Below are 24,408 nucleotides of genomic sequence, written 5' to 3'. Positions count from 1 at the left end.
ACGCGTCGTGAGCGAAACCGGGGAAGCCGGCGAGCGCGGCACGTCCGGGCCCGCCGACAGCGGGCCGGCGCCGGACCTGGCCGAATCGCTGCGCCAGATCGGTGCCAACGGCCGCGCCGGACTCGGCGCCGCCGCTGGCGCCGCCAGGGCGCTGCGCAGCCTGGTCGCCGCCGACCTGTCGCTGGCCCGCAGCGCCTTCGGCCGTGCGCTGGCCTTCGTCGGCGTGGCGATCGCGTTCGGCGCGTCGAGCTGGCTGCTGCTGGTGGCGACCTTGATCGCCTTCCTCAGCAGCCTCGGCCTGTCGTGGTTCGCGGCGATGCTGATCGGCGCGGCGCTGAGCCTGGCCGTGACCGCCTACGCCGGCTGGCAGGCGATGCGCTATTTCGAGCACACCCGCCTGCAGGCCACGCGCCGGCAACTGGCGCGGCTCGGCATCGGCGAACTGGCCGACCTCGCACCCACGCCCGACGCCGCCGGATCGGCGCGCGAGGCCGACATCACCCCGCCATGAGCTTCGAGCAACTCATCGCCAAGGTCCGCCAGGCCGAGGACTCGCTCGAGTCGCAGGAGCGTCGCGTCGCCGCCGACGTGCGCCAACTCAAGGGCTCCTGGCGCGAGGCCTGGACACCCGGTCGCATTGTCATCGCCGGTCTGGCCAGCGGCTTTATGGTCGGTCGCGCCGAACCGCTGCGCGCCGTGGCCAACAGCGGCAACCTGGTGCAGATCGTGTCGGCGCTGGCGGGCCTGTTCGCCGGCGGCAGTGCCCAGGCCGCGGCCGACGAAGCCGAGCGCGCCGCGGCCAGCGCCGAGCAGGTCGTCGCAGCCGACACCGACTCCGAGGTGGAAGCGCTGGCGCGCACGGAGGCGACGGCGCAAGCTGCACGCGCCGCCGCCGTCGAACCCACCGAGCCTTGAGCACGCCGCCTCCGCCGAACACCGACTCCGCCGCGCCGTCCGACGACGGCGATGACGAACCCGGCCTGGCGCCGGCCCCGGCGCCACGCCCGCGCGCCTCGGCCGCACTGGTGGTGCTGGCCACGCTCGCCGTCGGCTACACCTTGTGGGCGGCGCAGGCGCTGATCCTGCCGATCCTGCTGGCGGGGTTCTTCGCTCTGGTCGGCAACCCGATCCTCCGCGGCCTGCAGCGGCTGTACCTGCCGCGCGTCCTCGGCGCGCTGCTGGTGCTGCTGGGCGGCCTGGCTGCGGCCGGCGCGCTCGGCAACCAGCTGATCGAGCCGGCCAGCGAATGGGTGCGGCAGGTGCCGCGCGAGATGAAGCAGATCGCGCCGAAGCTGCGCAACCTGACCAAGCCGATGCTCGACGCCAACAAGGCCGCGCAGAACATCGCCCGCGCCGCCGGCGGCGAGAGCACCGGCAAGCCGGTGCAGGTGATCCGCACCGAACTCAACGACCCCTATGGCGCGTTGACCACCACGCCCAAGACCATCGCCCAGATCCTGGCGGTGGTGCTGCTGACGTTCTTCTTCATGGTCTATGGCGAGAGCCTGCAGCGCAACGCGATCGCGCTGCTGCCGACGCGCCAGCAGAAGAAACTCACCGTCGACATCCTGCAGTCGATCGAGCGCGAGATCTCGCGCTACGTGCTGACCATCAGCATCATCAACACCGCGCTCGGCCTGGTGCTGGCCGCGGCGCTGTACTGGCTTGGCGTGCCGCTCAACGAGGCGCTGTTGTGGGGCACGATGGCGGCGATCCTCAACTTCGCGCCCTACGTCGGCCCGCTGATCGGCATCGTCATCATGCTGCTGATGGGCGTGGTCGCTTTCGACGAACTGTGGCCGTCGCTGCTGCCGGCCGGGCTGTACCTGCTGCTGCACACCATCGAGGGCCAGATCGTCACGCCGATCGTGCTCGGCCGACGCATGCGGCTGTCGCCGCTGCTGCTGATCCTGGCACTGATGCTGTTCGGCTGGCTGTGGGGAATCGTCGGTCTGCTGCTGGCGGTGCCGCTGCTGGTGTGCGTGAAGCTGGTGCTGGCGCGGATCGAGGGCCTGGAAGGCTGGGCGCGCTTGCTGGAGTGACCGCCAAGGCAACGCGGAAGCCCCGAAGGGTTTCGGGACTTCCGCGAGGGAGCGCTCAGTCGTCCCGGCACTGCAGGCGTTCGATGGTGTACACCTCGGTGCGCTGCCCGTGGAAGCTGTAGCTGTTGTCGCAATGGCCAATCTGCCAGCCGACGGCGGTGCCGGCGGCGTCATAGAAGGTCATCACGTACGGCCAGCGACCGGCCGTGGCCATGCCGGCTGCCAGGACGGCCAGCACGGCGACTGCGATCAGGAATCTGCTTGCGCGACGCATACATTTCCTCCAGTGGGCGGTCGAAGCCGCCGGGAAACCGGGTGCGCGAGCCGTCCTGGGCTCACCCGGTGGATCAAGGCCTGCGGCACGCGTGCGCAACAACGGCCGGCTCCGCGCGTGCCGCGCCATCCATACACCCGTGCCCGCCCGCGAACCGGGACACCCGCCACATTCGCCGATTGCCGCCAGCTCACGGCCCGCTACTCCGGGCAGGCTAAAATATCGCCATGTCCTTCCCCATCCGCGCGATCACCCTCGACCTCGACGACACCCTGTGGCCTTTCGCGCCGATCGGCGCCCGGATCGAGCAGACCCTGCATGCGTGGTTGCTGCAGCATTGCCCGCGCACGGCGCAGCGCTTCCCGGTCGAGGCGATGCGCGAGCTGCGCGCCGCCGTGTACGCCGAGCACCCGCAGCTGGCGCACGACCTCAGCCAGCTGCGCAAGCTGAGCCTGGTGCGGGCGATGGAGCTCAGCGGCGACGACCCGGTGCACGCGCAGGCCGCATTCGAGACCTTCTACAGCGAGCGCAATCGCGTCGAGTTCTATCCCGATGCCCTGCCGGCGCTGGCACGGCTGGCCGCGCGCGTGCCGCTGGCGGCGGTCAGCAACGGCAACGCCGACCTGGCGCGCATCGGCGTGTCCCATCACTTCGCCTTCCAGCTCGGATCGCGCGAGCACGGCACGGCCAAGCCGGACGCGAGCATCTTCCACGCCGCCTGCGCCCAGCTCGGCGTCGCCCCGCACCAGGTGCTGCACGTCGGCGACCACGTCGATCTCGACGTGGTCGGCGCGCATCACGCCGGCCTGCGCAGCTGCTGGCTCAATCGCGACGGCGCCACCTGGCCGCACGCGCAGCTTCGCCCCGACCTCGAATTCACCACCCTCGCCGCGCTGGCCGACTGGCTGGACGCGTCGCATCACCCGGAACCTGTTGCCGCATGAACCTGCCGTCTGCCAGCTTGCCCCCTGGATTCGCCGCCACTGCCAGCGATGCGCTGCCGTTGCACATCGTCACCCGTGCCACGATCGGTGACTGGCGCACGACGCAGAGCGCGGCGGTCAACGCCTGGCTCGACGCGCAGGGCTTCGACGGCTCGCCCAGCACCGTCTTGACGTTGCCCGGCGCGCAGGGCGGTATCGCCGCGGCGGTGATCGGCATCGGCGACCCGCTCGACCCGTACGCCTATGCCCACGCGCCTTACGCCTTGCCAGCGCGCGCATGGACGCTGGCCGGCGCGCTCGATGCCGGTGCGCAGTCGGCGTTGCAACTGGGTTGGGGCCTGGGCAGCTACCGCTTCAGCCGCTACAAGCAACCGCTGCGCGCACCGGCGCAATTGCAGGTCGATGGCGACGGCGACGCCTTCGCCCAGCTCGCGGCGTGCGTGCGCGTGCGCGACCTGGTCAACACGCCGACCGAGCACATGGGCCCGGACCAGCTCGAACAGACCGTGTGCGAGATCGCCGAACGCTTCGGCGCGCACATCGAGGTGGTCAGCGGTGAAGACCTGCTCAGCCACAACTTCCCGGCGATCCACGCGGTCGGCCGCGCCAGCCATCGTGCGCCGCGCCTGATCTCGCTGCGCTGGGGTGACGAATCGCACCCGCACGTCGCCATCGTCGGCAAGGGCGTGTGCTTCGACACCGGCGGCCTCGACATCAAGCCCGCCGACGGCATGCGCAACATGAAGAAGGACATGGGCGGCGCCGCGCACGCGATCGCCCTGGCCGAGCTGGTGATGACGCGCAAGCTGCCGCTGCACATCACGCTGCTGGTGCCGGCGGTGGAAAATGCCATCGGCCCGAATGCGTTCCGCCCCGGCGAAGTGATCGCCACGCGCCAGGGCCTGTCGGTGGAGATCGACAACACCGATGCCGAAGGCCGCGTGATCCTGTGCGATGCGCTGACCTACGCCGGCGAGCTCAAGCCGGCGTTGCTGCTCGACTTCGCCACCCTGACCGGCGCCGCGCGCATCGCCCTGGGCCCGGACCTGCCGGCGCTGTACAGCAACGACGACACCCTCGCCCAGCAGTGGCTCGACGCCGGCATGCAGCAGCGCGATCCGTTGTGGCGCATGCCGTTGTGGCGCCCGTACCTGCGCTACCTGACCAGCACGATCGCCGACATCGCCAACGGTGGTCCGTCGCGCATGGCCGGCTCGATTACCGCGGCGATCTACCTCGAACGCTTCGTACCGGCGCAGCAGAAGTGGGCGCACCTGGACGTGTACAGCTGGAACGACAGCGACCGCCCCGGCCGTCCCGCCGGTGGCGAGGCGCAGGGCCTGCGTGCCGCCTACGCGCTGCTCAAGGCACTGTCTGCATAGACCACGCTGCGTCTGCTGACTTCCGGCAGGTTGGCGCGCGAGGCGAGCTGCGGTCACACTAGGCGCCGTCTTGCGTCTGGTGTTGCATATGACTGCCTCGTCCGACCTGCTCAGGGAATTGCGCATAGACCGTAGCGCCCCGCCCCCGCCGCCTTCGCGGCGCGGGCTGTGGATCGCGCTCGCCGTCGTCGGCGCGCTGTTGTTGCTCGGCCTCGCCGGCTGGGCCGTGTTCGGCCGCGCGGACGCGGTCGAGGTAAAGACCGCCACCGTCACCGCCCTCGGCAACGGCGGCAACGCCTCGGTACTCGACGCCACCGGCTATGTCGTGGCCCGGCGCATGGCCACGGTCTCGGCCAAGATCACCGGCAAGGTGCGCGAGGTGTTGATCGAGGAAGGCCAGCGCGTCGAGCAAGGCCAGGTCATGGCCACACTCGATCCGATCGATGCCGATGCCGAGCGCGAACTCGCCAACGCCCAGGCCGGCGCCGCGCGCAGCCAGGTCGACAGCGTGCGCGCGCGCCTGGCCGAAGCCGAAGCCAACGCCCATCGCCTGTCCACGCTGGTCAACCAGCAGCTGGTGTCGAAGGCGCAGTACGACGAGGCCATTGCCGCACGTGACTCGCTGCGGGCCGAACTCACCACATCGCAACGCAATGCCAAGGTCGCCAGCGATCGCCTGCGCATCACCGACATCGGCGTCGACAACACCATCGTGCGCGCGCCATTTGCCGGCGTGGTCACCGCCAAGGCGGCGCAACCGGGCGAGATCGTCTCGCCGCTGTCGGCCGGCGGCGGTTTCACCCGTACCGGCATCGGCACCATCGTCGACATGGACTCGCTGGAGATCGAAGTCGAGGTCGGCGAGGCCTTCATCGGCCGCGTGCAGCCGAAGATGCCGGTCGAGGCCACGCTCAACGCCTATCCGGACTGGAAGATCCCGGCCGAGGTGATCGCAATCATCCCCGCCGCCGACCGCGGCAAGGCCACGGTCAAGGTGCGCGTCGCACTGAAACTGAAAGACCCGCGCATCGTGCCGGACATGGGCGTGAACGTGCGCTTCCTCGAAGCCGCACGCCCCGCCACCGCACCACAGCCGCAGGGCGTGCGCGTGGTCGAGGCGGCGATCGCCGAGCGCGACGGCGTCGAGGTGGCCTTCGTGGTCGCCGACGAGGACTCGGCCCCCCGCGTCGAACAGCGCACGCTCAAGCTGGGTCGCCGCCTGGCCGACGGCCGTCAGGTGCTGGGCGGCGTCGCCGCCGGCGACAGCGTGGTACTCGATCCACCGGTCGAGCTGCACGATGGCGCCCGTGTCCGCATCGGCACGGCCGCGGACAGCCCATAGCGCGCCAGCAGGCGTGTCGAAAACCGGCCTGCCCATTCGTCGTGTAACAAACATGTTGTCGTGTAACAAACGTGTAGTCGTGTAACGCACGTATCAAGCAAGTCGCAGTGAGCAGTCGTGAGTGTGCAAGCGCAGGCCGGGGCGACGTCCCCGTAGCGTCTTCCAACCCGTCGGGACGTCGCCCGGCGAATCACGAGGTATCGCGATGGCATCCCTGGTTTCGCTCCGCAACCTGCACAAGACCTATCAGCGCGGCCCGGAAAAGGTCGACGTGCTGCACGGCATCAACCTCGACATCACCCAGGGTGACTTCGTCGCCCTGATGGGACCGTCGGGCTCGGGCAAGAGCACGCTGCTCAACCTGATCGGCGGGCTGGATTCGCCGACCTCGGGCGAGATCGCGGTCGGTGACCAGCGCATCGACCGCATGAGCGCCGGGCAGCTGTCGCAATGGCGCAGCGACCACGTCGGCTTCGTGTTCCAGTTCTACAACCTGATGCCGATGCTCAGCGCCCAGCGCAACGTCGAGCTGCCGCTGCTGCTCACCCGCCTGGGCAGCGCGCAGCGCAAGCGCAACGCCGAGATCGCCCTCACCCTGGTCGGCCTGGCCGATCGCAAGTCGCACAAGCCCAACGAGCTGTCCGGCGGCCAGCAGCAGCGCGTGGCGATCGCGCGCGCGATCGTCTCCGACCCGCAGCTGCTGATCTGCGACGAGCCCACCGGCGACCTCGATCGCCAGTCGGCCGAGGAGATTCTGCGGCTGCTGCAGACGCTCAACCGCGAACACGGCAAGACGATCGTGATGGTCACCCACGACCCCAAGGCCGCCGAGTACGCCTCCCACACCCTGCATCTCGACAAGGGCACGCTGGTCGAGCAGGTCGAGCGCGCGGCGTAACCGAGGAGCGATGCCATGAAATACCTGCACCTGATCTGGGCCGAGCTGTTCCGGCGCAAGACGCGCACGATCCTGACCCTGCTGTCGATCCTGGCCGCGTTCCTGCTGTTCGGCCTGCTCAACGGCGTGCGCGAGAGTTTCGCCGAAGCCGGCAAGAGCGCCGCCGGCGCCTCGCGCCTGCAGACCGGCTCCAAGCTGTCCTTCATCCAGACCTTGCCGCTGTCGCTGAACGAGCGCATCAAACAAGTCGACGGTGTCGATACGGTCACCTACGCCAACTGGTTCGGCGGCGCCTACCAGGACCCGCGCAACCAGATCTTCAGCTTTGCGGTCGCCCCCAACTATCTCGACCTGTATCCGGAGATCGAAGTCGCACCCGCGCAGCGCGAAGCCTTCAACAACACCCGCACCGGCATCCTGGTCGGCGAACTGCTGATGAAGCGATTCGGCTGGAAGGTCGGGCAGAAGATCCCGCTGCAGTCGACCATCTTCCCCAACCGCGACGGCAGCAAGAACTGGAGCTTCGACATCGTCGGCACCCTGCGCTCCAAGGACAAGAAGAGCGGCGGCTGGTACGACAACCTGGTGCTGATGCAGTGGAAGTACTTCGACGAGTCCACGTCCTACAACCGCGGCGAGACCGGCTGGTACGTGGTGCGCGTGTCCGATCCCGCGCAGGCCGACCGCGTGGCCAAGGCCATCGACACGCTCTCGGCCAACTCCGCGTACGAGACCAAGACCATGACCGAGCAGGCGGCCTTCGCCAACTGGATGAAGCAGACCGCCAACATCGGCCTGATCGTCGGTTCAATCATGGGCGCGGTGTTCTTCACCCTGCTGCTGCTCACCGGCAACACCATGGCGCAGGCGGTGCGCGAGCGCATCCCGGAGCTGGCCGTGCTCAAGACCATCGGCTTCAGCAACCGCAGCGTGCTCGGCCTGGTGCTGGCCGAGTCGGTGCTGCTGGTGCTGATCGGCGGCGTACTGGGACTGGCGTTGGCGGCCGTGCTGGGACCGATCATCAACGTCGGCAGCGGCGGCATGATCAACATGCCACCGGTGGGATGGAACAGCTGGCTGCTCGGGCTGGGCCTGATGGCCGCGATTGGCCTGCTGGTCGGTTCGCTGCCCGCGATGCGGGCGATGCGCCTGAACATCGTCGACGCGCTGTCCGGGCGCTAGGGAGAACCTCATGAACAAATTGAAATCCTTCCTGCGCGGCCTGGGCCTGTTCCTGCTGGTCGTGCTGGGCATCGCCGCCTGGCTGTCGCTGCCGTGGTTCGTTCTGCTGGCGCTGGCGTTGGCCTTCGCGGTGTGGATGCTGCTCACCCGGCGCGGCCGCCAGGCCGGATCGGTGACGCAGGTCGGTGTCAGCACGATTGCCCAACGCCTGGGCGCCTCGTCGGTGATCGTGATCGGCATCGCCGGCGTCGTCGCCGTGCTGGTGGCTATGCTGGCCATGGCCGAGGGCTATCGCGAAACCTTGCGCAGGAGCGGCAGCCAGGACACCGCCATCGTCATGCGTGGCGCGTCCGCCGCCGAGGTGATGTCGACGCTCGGCCACGACAGCGTCAACGTGGTCGCGCAGACGCCCGGCATTGCCCGCGACGCGCAGGGCCGCCCGATCGCCTCGTCCGAGCTGGTCGTCGCGGCCAACCTGCCGATCCGCAACGGCGCCCCCGATGAGGACGGCAGCGTGCAGTTGCGCGGCGTCGGCGCGCAGGCCTGGGCGGTGCGGCCCGACGTCAAGATCACCGAAGGCCGCCGCTTCAATACCGGAATGCGCGAAGTGGTGGTCGGCGTCGGCGCGCAGCGCCAGTTCCGCGGCCTCGAGGTCGGTCAACCGATCCGCCTGGGCAGCGAGACCTGGACCGTGGTCGGCGTGTTCCGCTCCGGCGATGCCATGGAATCGGAAGTGTGGGCCGATGCCGACGTCGTCGCCACGACCTATCGCCGCGGCAGCTCCCGCACATCGGTGACCGCGCGACTGGACAACGCCCAGGCCTTCAAAGGTTTCAAGGCCGCGCTCGCCGCCGACCCGCGCCTGGACGTCGATGCCAGCACCACGCTCGACTATTTCAGCAAGCAGTCCGAGCAGATGACCAAGATCATCCGCATCATCGGCATCGTGGTCGGATCGATCATGGCCATCGGCGCGGTGTTCGGTGCGCTCAACACCATGTTCGCCACCGTCGCCACGCGCGCGCGCGAGATCGCCACGCTGCGCGCGCTCGGCTTCCGCAGCGTGCCGGTGGTGGTCGCGGTGATGCTGGAGACGATGCTGCTGGCCTTGATCGGCGGCCTGATCGGTGGGTTGCTGGCCTGGCTGATCTTCAACGGCTACACCGCCTCGACCATCGCCGGCGGCATCGGCCAGCTCAGCTTCGAGTTCAAGGTCTCCCCGGCCGTGCTGTGGACCGGCCTGAAATGGGCGCTGGCGATCGGCTTCGTCGGCGGCCTGTTCCCGGCGCTGCGCGCAGCGCGGCTGCCGGTGACGGAGGCGTTGCGCGCGGCATGAGTCCTGGACGCTGCACCTACGTGACGATGCTGTTGGCATGCATCGTCGCATGCACTGGTTGCACCACCCTGGCCGATCGCATTGCCGAGCCACCACACTCAACTGCTCTGCGAGTATGCGGCCAGAATGACTTCGAGCGTGCGCTGCAGTTGCGCCAAGAGCAACTGCGCACACGCGATGGCGTCACCATCGGATATCGCGTCGTCGACCCGGCCGACCGTGGCCTGCAATACCGATTCGAGCGCGACTCCGAGCATTGGACATTCAAATTCGATAGCGGTGACTACCGATCGCCAATACCGCTTCCGGCACGCGGTACGGTGATCTATCTGCATGGATGGAGCCTCGACGGCGCCAGCATGCTGCCTTGGGCGCTCGCCCTGGGTCAGGAGGGCTACCGCGGTCTGGTGGTCGATCTACGCAATCACGGACACTCTTCGCGTGCGCCCGCGGGTTATGGCACGCGCGAAGCCGACGACATCGTCGACCTGATACACCAATGGCGCGCCGACGGCACGATCCAGGGCCCGCTGTACCTGTTCGGTGTGTCCTACGGCGCGGTTGCGGCTGTGTTTGCCGCCAATCGGGTTGCGCCGATGGTGGCCGGGGTCATTGCTATCGCGCCGTACGCGAACGCCGCTGACGGCGTGCGCGGGATGATCGATTTCCTGCTGAACGCTCCATCCAGCAATCTGCCCGCCCGCTGGGTTAGTACCGCGCTGCGCTGGCGTTATGACGCGGCAGCGATCGATCAAGCCATCGACGATGCCGGCCGCCAGCTCGGTCTGGACCTGCACCAGGTCGACATCACCGCCACGGTTGCAGCAAGTAGTGTGTGCACCGCATTGATCCACGGCCGTAACGACCGCGCGATTCCTGTCGCGCAGGCGCGCGGTCTGGCAGGTGGGCCGATGCTGCGGTACGCCGAGCTGCCCGACGACGATCATCTCACCGCCGCCGTGCGCGTGGACTGGCTGGCCACACCCATCGTCGACTGGATGCATCAGATCGCCGACGTGGGCCACTGCGGCGATCTGGCACTTCCTGAAGACCCCGCCATCAGCAATCCAACGCGGGTGTCACGGCACTAGCGCGGCGTCAATTCGGCGCAGCGCGCGTGGCCTCGATCTGGCCCAGCAGCCACTGCAAACCGGCCAGATGCTGCTGGTCGTGGCTGCACAGGTAGTGCACCAGGCTGCGCAGCGTCAGCGGACCGTAGCCTTCAAACACGGCCGTGCGCGCGAGTTGCTGCGCGCTCAGGCTCGAGATCAGCTCGATCGTTCCGGCACGCGCCTGGCGGAACGCGGCCAGCGCGTCGTCGGCGTTTTCCGCGGCGTAGTTTCGTTCGCGTGTGACCGCCTCGCTGTCGATCGACGGCAACATGGGGTTGGCCTCCTGCAGGGTGCGCCGGAAGCGGACGTGATAGCCCTCGACCTCGATGTCACGCACATGGCAGACCTGTTCGATGGCCGTGAACGGTTCGCTGGGGATGCCGTCCCAACTCGGCGGCGCCCAGTGCTTGAACTGCGCGGGAATGGCGGCGTAGTGCGCTTCCAGCTGCAACGGGAACAGCGCCAGCGCGTTGAGGGTCGTGTTGTTCATTGTCATGGCAACCTCACAGATATCGTCAGGCAGTCGCCAGCGCGGTCGCCCGCCGCGAACGCCACAGGCCATCGCCGGCAAAGATCACCAGCGCCACCCAGATGAAGGCGAAACCAATCGCGCGCTCGTAGTCGAAGGCTTCGTGGAAGAACCACACGCCCAGCAGGAACTGCAACGTCGGCGCGATGTACTGCATCAGGCCGATGGTCGACAGCTGCACCCGTCGCACCGCGTAGGCGAAACCGACCAGCGGCAATGCGGTCACCACCCCGGCCAGGACCAGCAGCACGTCGACGCCCAGTCCCCAACCACCGAAAAAGCCGCCGCTGCCGTGAGTCTCGCCCCAGGCCAGCACCGCCAGCGCCGGCAGGAACAGATACACGCTCTCCACGCCCAGCCCGGTCACCGCCTCGATCGGGAGCAGCTTGCGCAGCAACCCGTACAGGCCGAACGTCAGCGCCAGCCCGATCGCGATCCACGGCAGCCGGCCGTATTGCCAGGTCAGCCAGGCCACGCCGATCAGCGCCAGCGCCACCGACAACCACTGCACGCGGTTGAGCCGCTCGTGCAGGAACACCACGCCCAGCACCACGTTGAGCAGCGGATTGATGAAGTAACCCAGGCTGGTTTCGACCACGTGCCCGGCGTTCACCGCCCAGACGTACAGGCCCCAGTTCAAGGCGATCAGCGTGCCGCTGAGCGCCAGCATCCACGCCGCGTGCGGACGCGCCAGCGCGGCGCGGAGCCAGCCGCGGCCGTTCTTCCACAGCAACCAGCCGGCGACGAACAGCGCGCTCCAGACGACGCGGTGCACGACGATCTGCAGCGACGGCACCGTCTTGAGCAAGTGCCAGTACAGCGGCATCAGCCCCCACAGCGCGAACGAACCCGCGGCGGCCCACAGGCCACTGCGCACATGACTTGGGTCGTTCATGCCGCCTGCTCCGTCTCGGGCGATGGCACGGGCTTGCTCGCGCGCGCCTTGGCCAGGGTGATGATGCCGACGCCGAGCAGGATCACCGCCATCGCGCCAAGGTCGTGCGCGGTGAAGCGCTCGCCGGCGATCAGCGCGCCGAACAGCACCGCGATCGGCGGGTTGACGTAGGCATAGCTGGTCGCCAACGCCGGCCGCACGTGGTGCAGCAGCCAGATGTAGGCGGTGAAGCCGAAGATCGAGCCGGCCACGACCAGGTACAGCAACGCCGCGGTCGCGCTCATCGTCGGCAAGGTGGTGATGCGTTCGCCAGTGACGACGGCGGCGCCGAGCATCCAGATGCTGCCGGTCAACATCTGCGCGGCGGCGGCCATGAACGGCTCGGGCAGGTCCTGGTCGCGGCTCCAGATCGAGCCCCAGGCCCAGGCCAGTGGCGCGATGATCAGGCAGACCAGGCCGAGCGTGGACGAAGACAGCTCGCTGCCGGCGTTGAGCCAGAGCACGCCGACAAAACCGACCACCAGGCCGACCCATTCAATCCTCGAGGGGTGGCGGCCGCGCAGCATCGCGAACACGCCGGCGAACAGCGGCATCGACGCCACCGCGATCGCGGCCAGGCCGGAGCCGACTTCGGTCTCGGCCAGGTTCACCAGGCCGTTCGACAGCAGCACCATCCAGATCGACAGCAGCCACAGCGTGCGCCACTGCCTGCCGGTCGGCGGTGCGACGCCACGCCAGCGCAGCACCGCGTACATCAGCGCGCCGGCCAGGAACATGCGACCGGCGCCGAGCAGGAACGGCGGGTAGCTCTCCAGCGCGAAGCGGATCGCCAGGTAGGTCGAGCCCCAGAGGATGTAGACCGAGGCCAGGGCGAAGGCGACGGCCAGGGCGCCGGGAACGGCGCGGGAAGCCATCGGAGAAATCGTGTTCATCGTTGCGTCTCCGTCTTCATGTCGACCGCCGCTGCTCGAGCGCCATGCGCACCGCCAATCCGCCCAACACGGACGCCATGAAGTAGCGTTGCGTCGCCAGCCATACCGGTCGGTGCGCAAACCAGGAGGCGATGCCGGCCGCGGACATCGCGATCAGCAGGTTTAAGGTGAAGCTGATCGCGATCTGGGTCAGCCCCAGCAGGATGCTCTGCGCGAACACGGAGCCGTGCTGCGGCGACACGAACTGCGGCAGGATCGACAGGTACAGCAGCGCGGCCTTTGGATTGAGCGCGCACGTCAGAAAACCCATGCGGAACAGCTTCGCCGGCGAGTCCGGTGGCAATGCCATGGGCTCGAACGGCGAGCGTGCGCCCGGCTTCACCGCCTGCCACGCGAGATACAGCAGGTACAGCGCGCCAGCCCATTTCAGCCCCTCGTAGGCCAGCGGCACGGCCATGAACAGCGCGGTGATTCCGATCGATGCCGCACTCATGTGCACCAGGAACGCCGCCACGACACCAAACAGCGACACCAGCCCGGCGCGCCAGCCCTGGCTGATCGAGCGCGAGATCAGGTAGATCATGTTTGGCCCGGGCGTGAGCACCATCAACAGTGCGGCGCCAGCGAACAGCAGCCATTGGCTCAGCGGAACCATCGGGACTCCTGGGGGAGAGGTGCGCCGCGTCCCGGCGCGTGGATCGCAGGCAAAAGATTAGTCGTGGCATCAGCATCACGCTTGAAAATTAATGCGCCTGCACGCAAAATTTTTGCATGGCCGCCGCACCGCTCGCGCTAGACGACTTCGATCATCGCCTGCTCGACCTGCTGCAGCGCGATAGCGGCGTGACGCTGACGACCCTGGGCGAGGCGGTGGGCCTGTCCGCGAGCGCCGTGCAGCGGCGCATCACCCGCTACCGCCGGCACGGCCTGCTGCGCGAGATCGCGGTGCTCGATGCCAACGCCCTGCCCGCCACCACGCTGGCCACGGTCTGGGTGACGATGGAACGCGACACTCGCCGCCAGCACGCTGCGTTCCGCACGTGCATGCGCGCCGCGCCCGAAGTCCAGCAGTGCTATGCGCTCGCCGGCGAGTGGGATTACCTGGTGATCCTCGTTGCCAGCAGCGTGGCGCACTATCGCGAGGTGGCCGAGCGCCTGTTCGTCGACGAAGGCAACGTCAAGCGCTACGACACGCGCCTGGTGTTCGACACCGTCAAGATCGGCCTCAACCTGCCGACCCGCCAGTCGCCACGTCGGCGCAGGCGCTCCTCCGACCGTTGACGCGGGCGCGGCCGTTACGCCGCGCGTTCGCGCTGCAGCACCTGCTGCTTCAGCGGCAGCCCCCAACGATAGCCACCCAGCGAGCCGTCGCCGCGCACCACGCGGTGACACGGCACCACGATCGCGACGTGGTTGCCGGCGCAGGCACGCGCCACCGCGCGCGTCGCGCGTGGCTGACCGATCTGGCGGGCGACCTGCGCGTAGCTGCGGGTCTGCCCGCGCGGGATCTTCATCAGCGCGTCCCAGACCTTCTTCTGGAAGGCGGTGCCGATCAGGTCGACCGGTACCTGCGCCTGTTTGCCGGCCAACGCATCGGCGACCGCGCGCAGGCGCGGTGCGAGGAACTCGTCGCGGCCGCTGTCGACGCGCTCGAGCAGCGCCTGCGGAAACTCCTGGCGCAGGCGCGTCTCCAGCGCGACCGGGTCGTCGCCGAGCTCGATCATGCACACCCCGCGCACGGTGGTCGCCACCAGCGCGGTGCCGAGCGCGGTGTCGGCGATGCTCCAGCGGATCTGCTCGCCGGCACCGCCGGCGCGATAGCGTGCCGGGGTCATGCCGAGCTTCGCGGCGCCGCCTTCGTAGACGCGCGAGGGCGAGCCGTAACCGGCGTCGTACAGCGCCGCGCTGACGTCGCTGCCGTCGCGCAACGCCGACTTGAGCGCGCCGAGCTTGCGCTGGGCGAGGTATTCGGCGGGACTCAGGCCGAACTTGTCGGTGAAGCGGCGCTGCAGATGCGAGGCGCTGAGCCCCACCGATACGGCCAGTTCGGACAGGGTCGGCTCGCCGGCATCGAGCAGCGCGCGGACCCGGTCGAGTTTGTCGCGCAGTTGGCGGGCGGTGTTCATGGCCCAAAGCGTAACGGGCACCCGCGGGTGCCCGCTATCCGATCCTTGCTTTGCTCTGCTGTACCGCTTCGCACAGCCCCCTGAGTCAGGGGGCGATTCGCGCCGCAGGCGCGAATGGGGTGTGGCAGCGCGTGGCGGGGCCCGAGGTTTGCGCAAGCAAACTTTGGGGTTTCCCAGGCGCAGGCCTGGGAAACGCCTCAGTCGGCCCAGTGCCCGGCCGTCGTCGCGGTCGGCAGCACCTGCGCCGACAGTTGGCGGTCGGCGTTGAGCAGACGCACCGCGTCGGCCAGGATCGCCGCCGATTCGCGCAGCAGCGGGTCCGGACGCTTGTCGGCCAGCTTCTCGCGCTCGGCGTCCTTGGCGATGTCGCGCTCGTTTGCGGCCAGGCCGTCGTCGCTGTAGTCGTCGGCCAGCGGGTCGAGGTCCAGGCCGAGCGTCTTGCGTGCTTCCTGGCGCTGCTTGCGCTTGGCGTCCTCGCGATCGCGCTGGGCACGGCGCTCGGCCTCGTTGAGCGAGATCGACTTCTTGGCGCGCTCCTCGCGGAACTGCGCGACGTCGTCCGACCACCAGCCGAACTCCTTGTCGCTGGCGATGCGCGCGGTGTGCAGCGTCTCCAGCTTGGGCAGCAGTGGCGCGAAATTGCCGTAGCGGGTGTGCGGCACCGCCGAGATCTTGGTCCACGGCAGCGCGTTGTCGTAGGTGCTCTCGCCGTACTCGCTGGCGTCGACCGAGACCGGGTAGGCGATGTCCGGCACCACGCCCTTGTTCTGGGTGGAGCCGCCGCTGACGCGGAAGAACTGGGCGATGGTCAGCTTGACCTGGCCGAAGCGCGCTTCCTCGTTGGCCGGCCAGCGGTCGAGGTCGACCAGGTTCTGCACCGTGCCCTTGCCGAAGCTGGTCTCGCCGATGACGAGGCCGCGGCCGTAGTCCTGGATCGCGCCGGCGAAGATCTCCGACGCCGAGGCCGAGCCGCGGTTGATCAGCACCGCCAGCGGGCCTTCCCAGGCGATGCCGGTGTCGCTGTCGCCCTCGACGCTGACGCGGCCGCCGGATTCGCGCACCTGCACCACCGGGCCGCGATCGATGAACAGACCGGTCAGCTCGATCGCCTCGGTCAGCGAACCGCCGCCGTTGTTGCGCAGGTCCAGCACCACGCCGTCGACCTTGTCGGCGCGCAGCTTGGTGAGCAGCTTGGCGACGTCGCGTGTGGCCGAAGCGTAGTCGTTGGCGTTCTTGCGGCGGCCTTCGAAGTCCTGGTAGAAGCCGGGCAGTTCGATCACGCCGATGCGCTTGGCCGGGGCATCGCCGACGCCCGGGATGGTGAGGGTCTTGGACTTGGCGGCCTGGTCTTCCAGGCGCACCTTGTCGCGCACCAGCACGATGCGGCTGGGCTGGCTGTCGAGGCCGGCCTCGGCCGGGATCACGTCGAGGCGCACCTTGGTGCCCTTGGCGCCGCGGATCTTGGCGACGACGTCGTCGATGCGCCAGCCGATCACGTCTTCCATCGTGCCGCTGTCGCCCTGGCCGACGCCGACCACGCGGTCGCCGGGCTTGAGCTTGCCGGAATTGCCGGCCGGGCCACCGGGCACGATCTCGCGGATCGCGACCACGTCGTCCTGCTTCTGCAGCACCGCGCCGATGCCTTCCAGCGACAACGACATCGACATGTTGAAGTTGTCAGCCGACTTGGGCGTGAAGTAGTCGGTGTGCGGGTCGATCGCGTTGGCGTAGCTGTTGACGAAGGTCTGGAACACGTCCTCGCCCTTCAGTTCGGCGATCGACTTGCCCATGTTGGCGTAGCGCTTGTCGAGGGTCTTGCGGATGTCCTCGGGCTTCTTGCCGGCCAGCTTCAGGCGCAGCCAGTCGTTGCGCACCGACTGCTTCCACAGCGTGTCGAGCGCGGCGTTGTCGGCAGCCCACGGTGCGTCCTCGCGGTCGTACTCGTAGCTGTCGTTGCCGGTGAAGTCGAACAGGTCCTGCTTGAGCAGGTTGCGCGCGTAGCCGACGCGCTGGTCGACGCGCTGCTTGTAGGTGGCGAAGATCGCGTAGCCCGGCGCAAGGTCGCCGCTCTTGATCGCGTCGTCGAGCTTGGTCTTGTAGGCGTCGAACTTGGCGATGTCCTGCGCGGTGAAGAACTGCTTGCCGCCGTCGAGCGACTCCAGGTAACGCTTGTACATGTCGGCCGACAGCACGTCGTCGAGCGCGCGCGGCCGGTAGGCGTAACGGCTGTCGGAGAGCAGGCCGTAGACCAGCTTGGCGGCGGTGGTCTGGTCGGTAGTCGGCGCGGTCGGCAGCGGCGACGGCTCGACCGAGCGGATCAGGCTCGGCTTGTCCTGCCGCGGCAATTCGACCTGCGTCGTCTTCTTGACGTCGTCGGCCGCCAACAGCGCCAGCGGCATGGTCAGCAGGAACGCAAACAGCGTGGTTTTGGCATTCATCGCGGGGGCTTCGCGGCCGCCGATGCGACCTGATCTTGAGTCATGGGAGTCGAAAGCAGCATGGACCGTTATCCGACAGCCTCACAGTGCCGAAAGTTGCAGCGGCTGTCACCCCACCGGCAGTGGGAAATAGCGTGCCAATCGCCGCAACATCGCGCATTCATGCCCGGCGTTCAGCTGGGCGACGGGGATCCGTTAGGCAAGCGTTAGCCTCCGGCAAGCCCGGTCATGAGCGCGTGACGTGCGTTGAACTCAGGCCGAAGCGACGACGCCGGCTTCGATCGCCGAGCGGTCGGCGTGGTAGGAGGAGCGCACCAGCGGGCCGGAGGCGACATGGCTGAAGCCCAGCGCCAGGCCGTATTCCTCCAGCGCCTTGAACTCGTCCGGCGTCCAGTAACGCAGCACCGGATGGTGGTGCGGGGTCGGCTGCAGGTACTGGCCGATGGTGATCATGTCGACGTCGTGTGCGCGCAGGTCGCGCAGCGTCGCCTGCACCTGCTCCATGGTTTCGCCCAGGCCGAGCATGATGCCGGACTTGGTCGCCACGTCCGGGTGCTGGGCCTTGAACTTGCGCAGCAGCGTCAGCGACCACTGGTAGTCGGCGCCCGGACGCACGTTGCGGTACAGGTCCGGCACCGTCTCGATGTTGTGGTTGAACACGTCCGGCGGCGCGGTCGCGAGGATTTCCAGCGCGCGCTCCATGCGGCCCTTGCCGCGGAAGTCGGGCGTCAGCACCTCGATCTTGGTGCGCGGGCTGTGCGTGCGGATCGCGCCGATGCAGTCGGCGAAGTGCTGGGCACCGCCGTCGCGCAGGTCGTCGCGGTCGACGCTGGTGACGACGACGTACTTCAGGCCCATGTCGGCGACCGTGGTCGCCAGGTGCAGCGGCTCGCTCGCATCCGGCGGCTTGGGGCGGCCGTGGGCGACGTCGCAGAAGCTGCAGCGGCGCGTGCAGACCTCGCCGAGGATCATGAAGGTGGCGGTGCCGTGGCTGAAGCACTCGTGGATGTTCGGGCAGCTGGCCTCTTCGCAGACCGTGACCAGGCGGTTCTCGCGCAGCTTGGCCTTGAGCTGGGCCACCGAGTTACCGGACGGGATGCGCACGCGGATCCACGACGGCTTGCGCAGCACCGGCGCGTCGGCGAACTGCACCGGCGAACGCTGGATCTTGTCGCCGCCGAGCTGCTTCACCCCGGGCTGCAGCGATGCGGCGGCATCGCCACCGACGACGGCGAGCGGGATGGTCTTGGCGGCGGTGTCGGTCATGGTGTGTGCTCTGCTTTGAACTCCCTCTCCCCTGGTGGGAGAGGACTGGGGAGAGGGGTCGCTTCCGATCTGCGGCAGCAATCAAAAGCGCCCTCTTCCGCCCCTGCGAGGCACCTTCCCCCACCAGGGGAGAAGGGGAATCAAAAACTGGGGGCAGGTGCCGGCTCGACCGTCAACCCGAACAGGTGGGCAACGTGTCCGACCAGCACCGGCTTGACCGCATCCAGGCCGGACGGGCCGCCCAAGTCTAGCATCGAGGTCACCTGCAACCCCTGGAAGCCGCAGGGGTTGATGCGCTGGTACGGTCCCAGGTCCATGGCGATGTTGAACGCCAGGCCGTGGAAGGTGCAGCCGTGGCGCACGCGGATGCCGAGCGCGCCGATCTTGGCGTCGTTGACATAGACGCCGGGGGCGCCGTCGCGGCGCTGCGCGTGGATGTTCCAGTCGGCCAGGGTGTCGATCATCGCCTGCTCGACCCGGCTGACGTACTCCTTCACGCCGAGCTTGAGCCGGCGCAGGTCCAGCAGCGGGTACAACACGATCTGGCCGGGGCCGTGGTAGGTCACCTGGCCGCCGCGGTCGACGTGGACCACCGGGATGTCGCCCGGCATCAGCACGTGCTCGTCCTTGCCGGCCTGGCCGAGGGTGAACACCGGATCGTGCTCGACCAGCCACAGCTCGTCGGGGGTGTCGGCGCTGCGGGCGTCGGTGAAAGCCTGCATCGCACGCCAGACCGGCTCGTAGGGTTGACGGCCGAGGTCGCGCACCCGGGCGGTCGGCGGCGGACCGGGTGGCACGGCCGCGTCATCGGCGGTGGCCGCGGCCAGGGTACCGGCGCTTACAGGGTCCACTTCACTTCCGGATGGTCGCGCAGCAGCTGGTGCGCCAGGTCGTACTGCTCACGGCTGTCGGCGCGGAAACGCAGCCGCACCGATACGTACTTGCCGCTGGACGAGTGCTTCCACTGGATGGTTTCGGACTCGACCTCGATGCCGGCGTCGGTCAGGCGCTGCGGCAGTTCGCGCTCGAGGCCAGCCTCGGCCGCGCCCATGGCGCTGAGCTCGAAGGTGCCGGGGAACTGGAAGCCGTGCTCGGGGTTGTCGGACTTGATTTCCATGGGCGAATTATGGGTGCGGGGGTGGGTGAACCCAAGCGTAGGCGTGGGACACAGGCGGCCGCGTGATGGAACGATGGGTGCGGAAGGTGCTGCATGCCACACTCAGCCAATACCCGTGAGGCCATGGAGAGGTCCGAATGCGCCACTTTGCATCCGCTGTGCTGCTGCTCGCCTCGTGCACGTCATGCGCCTCGACGCCCACTCCAGGCGAAGGCTTGGAGCTGGCCTTGGCGCTGATAGCCCACGAAGCCCACCGGGATTCATACATGACTGCCAACGCGTTCTCGTATCGCGTCTACGCCGCTACCGGGCTGGGGGGCCGCACACGGATCCCGGCCTCCGTGCTGAAAGAAGCGACGGGTCCGGGCACAGTCTTCGTCGATATCGATACCCCGGAACCGGGCCACCCGCAGATGGACCTGTCGACGGTATCGATCCAGGCACCACAAGCACGCGCCGACAGCGATGTCGACGTCTCCTTTTCCTATAACACCTGCCTGCGTAGCGGCGGGTACCACGGGTGGGACAGCGCGGCGGTCATGCGACGAGACACCACTGGCTGGCGGGTCGTTTCAGTTGACCTCGTCGCACACGACCGGGGCACCTGCGGCTGAAAACAAAAGGCCGGCTTGCGCCGGCCTTTCGTGATGCAACATCGCGTCGGATCACGCCCCGGCCCGATCGCCTGGCGATCGGGCGTTAGCAACCGCGCAAGCCAGTGGCTTGCGAACGCGGTTACTCACCCCACCACATCCAGAACTCGTCCCACAGGCGCTTGAAGAAGCCGCCCTGCTCGACCGCGTTGATCGCCACCAGCGGACGCTGGGCGACGACCTTGCCGTCCAGCATCACCTTCACCGTGCCGATCTTCTGGCCCTTGGCGATCGGTGCGACCAGGGTCTTGGGCACGTCCATGCTCGGCTTGAGCTGGGCGTACTTGCCGCGCGGCACGGTCACCAGCATCGGCTCGGCGACGCCGAGCTGCACTTCGTCGCTGGCGCCCTTCCATACCTTCTGCTTGGCGACCTGCTTGCCGGCGTCGTAGAGCTTGTGGGTCTCGAAGAAACGGAAACCCCAGTTGAGCAGCGCCTGGCTGTCGGTGGCGCGCTGCGCCTCGGAGGTCGAGCCCATCACCACCGAGATCAGGCGCTGGTCGCCGCGCTTGCCCGACGCCATCAGGCAGTAGCCGGCGCCGGAGTGGTGGCCGGTCTTGATGCCATCGACCGACGGGTCGCGCCACAGCAGCAGGTTGCGGTTGGGCTGGGTGATCGGGCCGACCGTGAATTCCTTGATCTTGTTGTACGAGTACGCGACCGGGTAGTCGTGGATCAGGGCGCGGCCGAGCAGGGCCAGATCGCGCGCGGTCGAGACATGGCCTTCGGCCGACAGGCCGTGCGGGTTGACGAAGTGCGATTGCTTCATGCCGATGCGCGCGGCGTACTGGTTCATCAGCGCGGCGAAGGCGTCGGTGCTGCCGGCGACGTGCTCGGCCAGGGCGATCGCGGCGTCGTTGCCGGACTGCACCACCATGCCCTTTTCCATCTCCAGCAACGGCGCGGTCTTGTTGACCTCGAAACCGGAGTAGCTGCCGTCGGTGCCGGCACCGCCGGCGCGCCAGGCGTTCTCGCTCATCATCACCTGGTCGGTGTCCTTGACCTTGCCACCGGCCATTTCGGCGGCAATGACATAACTGGTCATGACCTTGGTGATGCTGGCCGGCTCGACCTGCTGGTCATAGTTCTCACCGGCGAGGATGTTGCCGCTGGCGGCGTCCATCAGCACCCAGGCGGTGCCGACGATCTTCGGCGGCGGCGGCACCGGCAGGGCGTCGCTGGCCGGTGCCTGCGCGGTGCGCGCGGACGGCGTGGCGGGCTGCGTCGGGGTCTGGGCGATGGCGAGACCGACCGCGAAGGTGGTCAGCGCGGCGAAGGCCACGGCCTTGCGGGTGAAACTGAGGTTCATCGTTCAACTGCTCCGGTTGCCGGTGTCGTACCGGCCAAGGTCAAAGTAAAGAGGCGGGAAATTCTAGTCACGCACGCGCTGCGGCTGGCCAAAACCCAGACCGACGATGCGGGCGGCGAGTTCCGGTGCACGCGTCGCCTGCAGCGGGCCGACGCGCAGGCGCCAGACCTTCTGGCCGTTGGCGCTGGCGTCGTGCAACTGGGCGTCGTTGATGCCGGCGCCGCGCAACATCGACAGCGCGCGGTCGGCGTTGGCGCGGGCGGAGAAGCTGGCGACCTGCAGCACCACGTCGGCGGCGCTGGCCGGCGCGGCGGCCGCCATCACGGCGGCAGCCTTGGCCGGGCTCGGCGGCGGCGGGGCCTGGGCCGGTGCGCCTTCGGCGGCGACCAGCGCGCGCGCCGCGGCTTTCTCGCGCTTGGCCAGCGCACGGGCTTCGGCACGGGTCAGCTTGCGCGGCGGCGCGGCCGGGGTGGCCTGGCCGGTGGCGACGCGCACCTGACGCGCCTTCATCCAGGCATCGAACTCCTCGGCGGTCATCGCCTTGCCGTTCTGCAGCATGTCGAAGCGGTGCTCCGAGCCCGCCACCGGCTTGGCCGCGGCGGCGGTCGGGGCCGCGCTCAGCCGGGCCGGCTTGCCGGTGGCGACATGCACGCCCGGCGGCAGCTCGCCGGCATTGGCGCTGGCCACCGGCATCGCCGCGACCAGCGTGTCCATCGCGCTCGGCGCGGCGGAAGGCGGCGGGCTGGGCGCGGCGCGGCCGTAGCGCGACTTGCCCGACTCGTCCGCGGTCAGCGCACGCACTTCGACGCGGCCGGTGCCGCGCTGGGTGATGCCAAGCTTGACCGCGGCGGCGTAGCTGAGGTCGATGATGCGGCCGTCGTGGAACGGGCCGCGGTCGTTGACGCGCACGGTCACCGACTTGCCGTTGTCGAGGTTGGTGACACGGGCGAAGCTCGGCAGCGGCAGCGTCTTGTGCGCGGCGGTGAAGGCGTACATGTCGTACACCTCCAGGTTGGAAGTGCGGCGGCCGTGGAACTTCTGCCCGTAGTACGAGGCGGTGCCGCGTTCGAGGTAGTCGCTATGGTCAGCAAGCACGCGGTAGGTCTTGCCGAGCACGGTGTAGCTGGGGCGGTTGCCGACCTTCGAACGCGGCTCGGCGGTGACGTCCGGCTCGGGGATGGCGTCGACGTCGGGCACGTAATCGGGCGTGGTGTCGGCGACGCCGGGCTTGTACAGGCCGCCGGCGGTGTAATCGCCGCGCGTGCGCGGGTCTTCCTGCGCCGATGCGTACGGCGACTTCTTCTTGCTGCCCGGCAGCGCCGTGCCGTGGACCTTGCCGCGGTCCGGCAGGGCGACGGACGCGGACGCGGACGCGGGTTTCCTGGGCGCGCTGGCACAGGCCGCCAAGGCCAGTGGCAGGGCCGCGATGACGAGCCGGGTCAGCGTCGCGGCGATCGGCCGCGGCGTCATGCCGGCGGTTGCCCGGCGTTGCTGCTGGGGCTGGCCATGGGATTCTCCCGTCCGGCGATCGCCTCGCTGAGCTGGTACACCGCCATCGCGTAGTGCTTGGAGATGTTGTAGCGGGTGATCGCGTAGAAGTTGCGGAAACCAAACCACGACTCGCTGCCGTCGACGCCGTCGAAGTTGAGCACGGTGGCGGTTTCGCCCGGCGCGACCGGCGTGAGCGGGCGGTAGCCGCGCGCGGCCAGGTCGGGCAGCGTGTACACCGGCTCCAGGTTCTCGGGCTCGATCGGGCGCGCGTGGGCGGCGACGTTGGCGCGCACCGTGACCGGGCCGCCGCGCACCCAGCCGCCCTTCTTGACGAAGTAGTTGGCGACCGAGGCGAACACGTCGTCGAGGTTGTTGAACAGGTCGCGCTTGCCGTCGCCGTCGCCGTCGACGGCGAACTCGCGGTAGCTCGACGGCATGAACTGGCCCCAGCCCATCGCCCCGGCGTAGCTGCCGGTGAGCGTGGTGATGTCGAGGCCGGTTTCCTTGCCGAGCGCGAACAGCTGGCCCAGCTCGCCGCGGAAGAACGCCTCGCGGCGGTTCTCGCGATCGGCCTTGGCCGGGTCGCCGGTGCGCGGGTAGGCGAAGGCCAGTGTGTACAGCGCGTCGAGCACCGGGTACTTGCCGGTATTGGCGCCGAAGCTGGTCTCCACGCCGATGATCGAGACGATGATCTGCGCCGGCACGCCGGTCTGCGCCTCGACCTTGGCCAGCGCGTCGCGGTGTTCGGCGAGGAAGGCACGGCCGCCATCGATGCGCGCCTGGGTGATGAAGATCGGCCGGTAGTCGCGCCAGGGCTTGGCCTCGGCCGGTCGCGACATCGCGGTGATGATGCTGTCGCGGATCTGCGCGCGCGCCAGCACCGACTCGATGGTCGCCGGATCGATGCCGTACTGGGCCGCGGTGTCGCGCACGAAAGCGGCGCGCGCCTGTTCGAGCGGCATCGGCGTGACCGGCGCGGGCAAGGCCTGCGTGCCCGGCACCACGATCGCGGGAGCGGGAGCGGCGGTCGGCTTGGCGGACTGGGACGCCGGCGGCGTGGCTTGGGTGGCGCAGGCGGCCAACGCGAGCGAGAGCGCGCTGATCACGGCGCGACGGGCGAAGTGGCGTCGGGTCATCGCG

25 protein-coding genes are annotated in these 24,408 nt (G+C 68.8%); 12 read left to right on the top strand and 13 right to left on the bottom strand.

Features of this window, described 5'->3' with window-relative positions:
• The first annotated feature begins 7 nt into the window (after positions 1–7).
• Genes ACFOLC_RS10070 through ACFOLC_RS10060 form a run of 3 tightly spaced genes read left to right on the top strand, consistent with a single transcriptional unit; the run spans position 8 to position 2,042 of the window.
• Positions 8–511 carry a phage holin family protein gene (locus ACFOLC_RS10070; protein WP_386759122.1) on the top strand — a complete coding sequence of 168 codons (504 nt, stop codon included), beginning with the start codon at positions 8–10 and terminating at the stop codon, positions 509–511.
• Complete coding sequence (locus tag ACFOLC_RS10065) at positions 508–915, top strand: hypothetical protein (protein WP_386759121.1); 408 nt, start codon at positions 508–510, stop codon at positions 913–915. Before ACFOLC_RS10070 ends, ACFOLC_RS10065 begins: the two co-directional genes overlap by 4 nt.
• Positions 912–2,042 carry an AI-2E family transporter gene (locus ACFOLC_RS10060; protein WP_386759120.1) on the top strand — a complete coding sequence of 377 codons (1,131 nt, stop codon included), beginning with the start codon at positions 912–914 and terminating at the stop codon, positions 2,040–2,042. The genes ACFOLC_RS10065 and ACFOLC_RS10060 overlap by 4 nt, the downstream gene beginning before the upstream one ends.
• Before the next feature lie 55 nt (positions 2,043–2,097).
• On the opposite strand, the gene ACFOLC_RS10055 is transcribed toward ACFOLC_RS10060, so the two are convergent.
• A complete protein-coding gene (locus ACFOLC_RS10055) occupies positions 2,098–2,316 on the bottom strand; it encodes a DUF6289 family protein (RefSeq protein ID WP_386759119.1) in 219 nt (72 codons plus the stop codon).
• 227 nt (positions 2,317–2,543) lie between these two features.
• Here ACFOLC_RS10055 and ACFOLC_RS10050 point away from each other — a divergent pair, with 227 nt between their 5' ends.
• The 7 genes from ACFOLC_RS10050 (at position 2,544) to ACFOLC_RS10020 (ending at position 10,491) form a co-directional block, all read left to right on the top strand.
• Positions 2,544–3,260: an HAD family hydrolase gene (locus tag ACFOLC_RS10050; protein ID WP_386759118.1), complete on the top strand. Its 717-nt coding sequence runs from the start codon at positions 2,544–2,546 to the stop codon at positions 3,258–3,260.
• Entirely contained in the window at positions 3,257–4,642 is a 1,386-nt protein-coding gene (locus ACFOLC_RS10045) for a leucyl aminopeptidase family protein (protein WP_386759117.1), read from the top strand. The genes ACFOLC_RS10050 and ACFOLC_RS10045 overlap by 4 nt, the downstream gene beginning before the upstream one ends.
• Before the next feature lie 88 nt (positions 4,643–4,730).
• Complete coding sequence (locus ACFOLC_RS10040) at positions 4,731–5,984, top strand: efflux RND transporter periplasmic adaptor subunit (RefSeq protein WP_386759116.1); 1,254 nt, start codon at positions 4,731–4,733, stop codon at positions 5,982–5,984.
• 205 nt (positions 5,985–6,189) lie between these two features.
• On the top strand, positions 6,190–6,882 hold the full coding sequence (locus tag ACFOLC_RS10035) for an ABC transporter ATP-binding protein (RefSeq protein ID WP_386759115.1): 693 nt from the start codon (positions 6,190–6,192) through the stop codon (positions 6,880–6,882).
• A 15-nt stretch (positions 6,883–6,897) separates the two neighbouring features.
• Positions 6,898–8,064 carry an ABC transporter permease gene (locus ACFOLC_RS10030; protein WP_386759114.1) on the top strand — a complete coding sequence of 389 codons (1,167 nt, stop codon included), beginning with the start codon at positions 6,898–6,900 and terminating at the stop codon, positions 8,062–8,064.
• Positions 8,065–8,074: 10 nt separating this feature from the next.
• On the top strand, positions 8,075–9,400 hold the full coding sequence (locus tag ACFOLC_RS10025; protein ID WP_386759113.1) for an ABC transporter permease: 1,326 nt from the start codon (positions 8,075–8,077) through the stop codon (positions 9,398–9,400).
• Complete coding sequence (locus ACFOLC_RS10020) at positions 9,397–10,491, top strand: alpha/beta hydrolase (RefSeq protein ID WP_386759112.1); 1,095 nt, start codon at positions 9,397–9,399, stop codon at positions 10,489–10,491. The genes ACFOLC_RS10025 and ACFOLC_RS10020 overlap by 4 nt, the downstream gene beginning before the upstream one ends.
• A gap of 7 nt (positions 10,492–10,498) precedes the next feature.
• On the opposite strand, the gene ACFOLC_RS10015 is transcribed toward ACFOLC_RS10020, so the two are convergent.
• From ACFOLC_RS10015 to ACFOLC_RS10000, 4 genes are read right to left on the bottom strand one after another with little or no spacing between them, the layout of a single operon-like run.
• Positions 10,499–11,002, bottom strand: a complete 504-nt coding sequence (locus tag ACFOLC_RS10015) for a DinB family protein (protein ID WP_386759111.1) — start codon at positions 11,000–11,002, stop codon at positions 10,499–10,501.
• 25 nt (positions 11,003–11,027) lie between these two features.
• Complete coding sequence (rarD, locus tag ACFOLC_RS10010; protein ID WP_386759110.1) at positions 11,028–11,936, bottom strand: EamA family transporter RarD; 909 nt, start codon at positions 11,934–11,936, stop codon at positions 11,028–11,030.
• Positions 11,933–12,868 (bottom strand): drug/metabolite exporter YedA, encoded by a 936-nt coding sequence (gene yedA, locus ACFOLC_RS10005; RefSeq protein WP_386759109.1) that lies wholly within the window; start codon positions 12,866–12,868, stop codon positions 11,933–11,935. Before yedA ends, rarD begins: the two co-directional genes overlap by 4 nt.
• Positions 12,869–12,884: 16 nt before the next feature.
• Positions 12,885–13,523: a LysE family translocator gene (locus ACFOLC_RS10000; RefSeq protein WP_386759108.1), complete on the bottom strand. Its 639-nt coding sequence runs from the start codon at positions 13,521–13,523 to the stop codon at positions 12,885–12,887.
• Between the two features lie 116 nt (positions 13,524–13,639).
• On the opposite strand from ACFOLC_RS10000, the gene ACFOLC_RS09995 reads away from it, so the two are divergent.
• A complete protein-coding gene (locus ACFOLC_RS09995; RefSeq protein ID WP_386759107.1) occupies positions 13,640–14,149 on the top strand; it encodes an Lrp/AsnC family transcriptional regulator in 510 nt (169 codons plus the stop codon).
• 14 nt (positions 14,150–14,163) lie between these two features.
• Here the strand turns inward: ACFOLC_RS09995 and ACFOLC_RS09990 are convergent, their stop codons facing one another.
• The 5 genes from ACFOLC_RS09990 to ACFOLC_RS09970 all read right to left on the bottom strand — a co-directional run bounded on the left by ACFOLC_RS09990 (position 14,164) and on the right by ACFOLC_RS09970 (position 19,815).
• Complete coding sequence (locus tag ACFOLC_RS09990; protein ID WP_386759106.1) at positions 14,164–14,994, bottom strand: bifunctional transcriptional activator/DNA repair enzyme AdaA; 831 nt, start codon at positions 14,992–14,994, stop codon at positions 14,164–14,166.
• Between the two features lie 197 nt (positions 14,995–15,191).
• Positions 15,192–17,432, bottom strand: coding sequence for a carboxy terminal-processing peptidase (locus tag ACFOLC_RS09985; RefSeq protein WP_386759105.1), 2,241 nt, complete (start codon positions 17,430–17,432; stop codon positions 15,192–15,194).
• Between the two features lie 252 nt (positions 17,433–17,684).
• A complete protein-coding gene (lipA, locus tag ACFOLC_RS09980) occupies positions 17,685–18,698 on the bottom strand; it encodes a lipoyl synthase (RefSeq protein WP_386759104.1) in 1,014 nt (337 codons plus the stop codon).
• A gap of 140 nt (positions 18,699–18,838) precedes the next feature.
• Positions 18,839–19,549 carry a lipoyl(octanoyl) transferase LipB gene (gene lipB, locus ACFOLC_RS09975; RefSeq protein ID WP_386759103.1) on the bottom strand — a complete coding sequence of 237 codons (711 nt, stop codon included), beginning with the start codon at positions 19,547–19,549 and terminating at the stop codon, positions 18,839–18,841.
• Positions 19,537–19,815, bottom strand: a complete 279-nt coding sequence (locus ACFOLC_RS09970) for a DUF493 family protein (protein ID WP_386759102.1) — start codon at positions 19,813–19,815, stop codon at positions 19,537–19,539. The genes lipB and ACFOLC_RS09970 overlap by 13 nt, the downstream gene beginning before the upstream one ends.
• Before the next feature lie 266 nt (positions 19,816–20,081).
• Here ACFOLC_RS09970 and ACFOLC_RS09965 point away from each other — a divergent pair, with 266 nt between their 5' ends.
• A complete protein-coding gene (locus tag ACFOLC_RS09965; RefSeq protein WP_386759101.1) occupies positions 20,082–20,429 on the top strand; it encodes a hypothetical protein in 348 nt (115 codons plus the stop codon).
• Positions 20,430–20,550: 121 nt separating this feature from the next.
• Here the strand turns inward: ACFOLC_RS09965 and ACFOLC_RS09960 are convergent, their stop codons facing one another.
• The 3 genes from ACFOLC_RS09960 to mltB all read right to left on the bottom strand — a co-directional run bounded on the left by ACFOLC_RS09960 (position 20,551) and on the right by mltB (position 24,404).
• Complete coding sequence (locus ACFOLC_RS09960) at positions 20,551–21,777, bottom strand: D-alanyl-D-alanine carboxypeptidase family protein (RefSeq protein WP_386759100.1); 1,227 nt, start codon at positions 21,775–21,777, stop codon at positions 20,551–20,553.
• 63 nt (positions 21,778–21,840) lie between these two features.
• Positions 21,841–23,247, bottom strand: coding sequence for a septal ring lytic transglycosylase RlpA family protein (locus ACFOLC_RS09955; protein WP_386759099.1), 1,407 nt, complete (start codon positions 23,245–23,247; stop codon positions 21,841–21,843).
• On the bottom strand, positions 23,244–24,404 hold the full coding sequence (gene mltB, locus ACFOLC_RS09950; protein WP_386759098.1) for a lytic murein transglycosylase B: 1,161 nt from the start codon (positions 24,402–24,404) through the stop codon (positions 23,244–23,246). The genes ACFOLC_RS09955 and mltB overlap by 4 nt, the downstream gene beginning before the upstream one ends.
• Between the last annotated feature and the right edge of the window lie 4 nt (positions 24,405–24,408).

It is taken from the genome of Lysobacter cavernae (assembly GCF_042648505.1).
Classification (GTDB): Bacteria; Pseudomonadota; Gammaproteobacteria; order Xanthomonadales; family Xanthomonadaceae; genus Lysobacter_L; species Lysobacter_L cavernae.
Note: the sequence above shows the minus strand (reverse complement) of the source record. Positions and strands in the feature narration are given on the sequence as shown.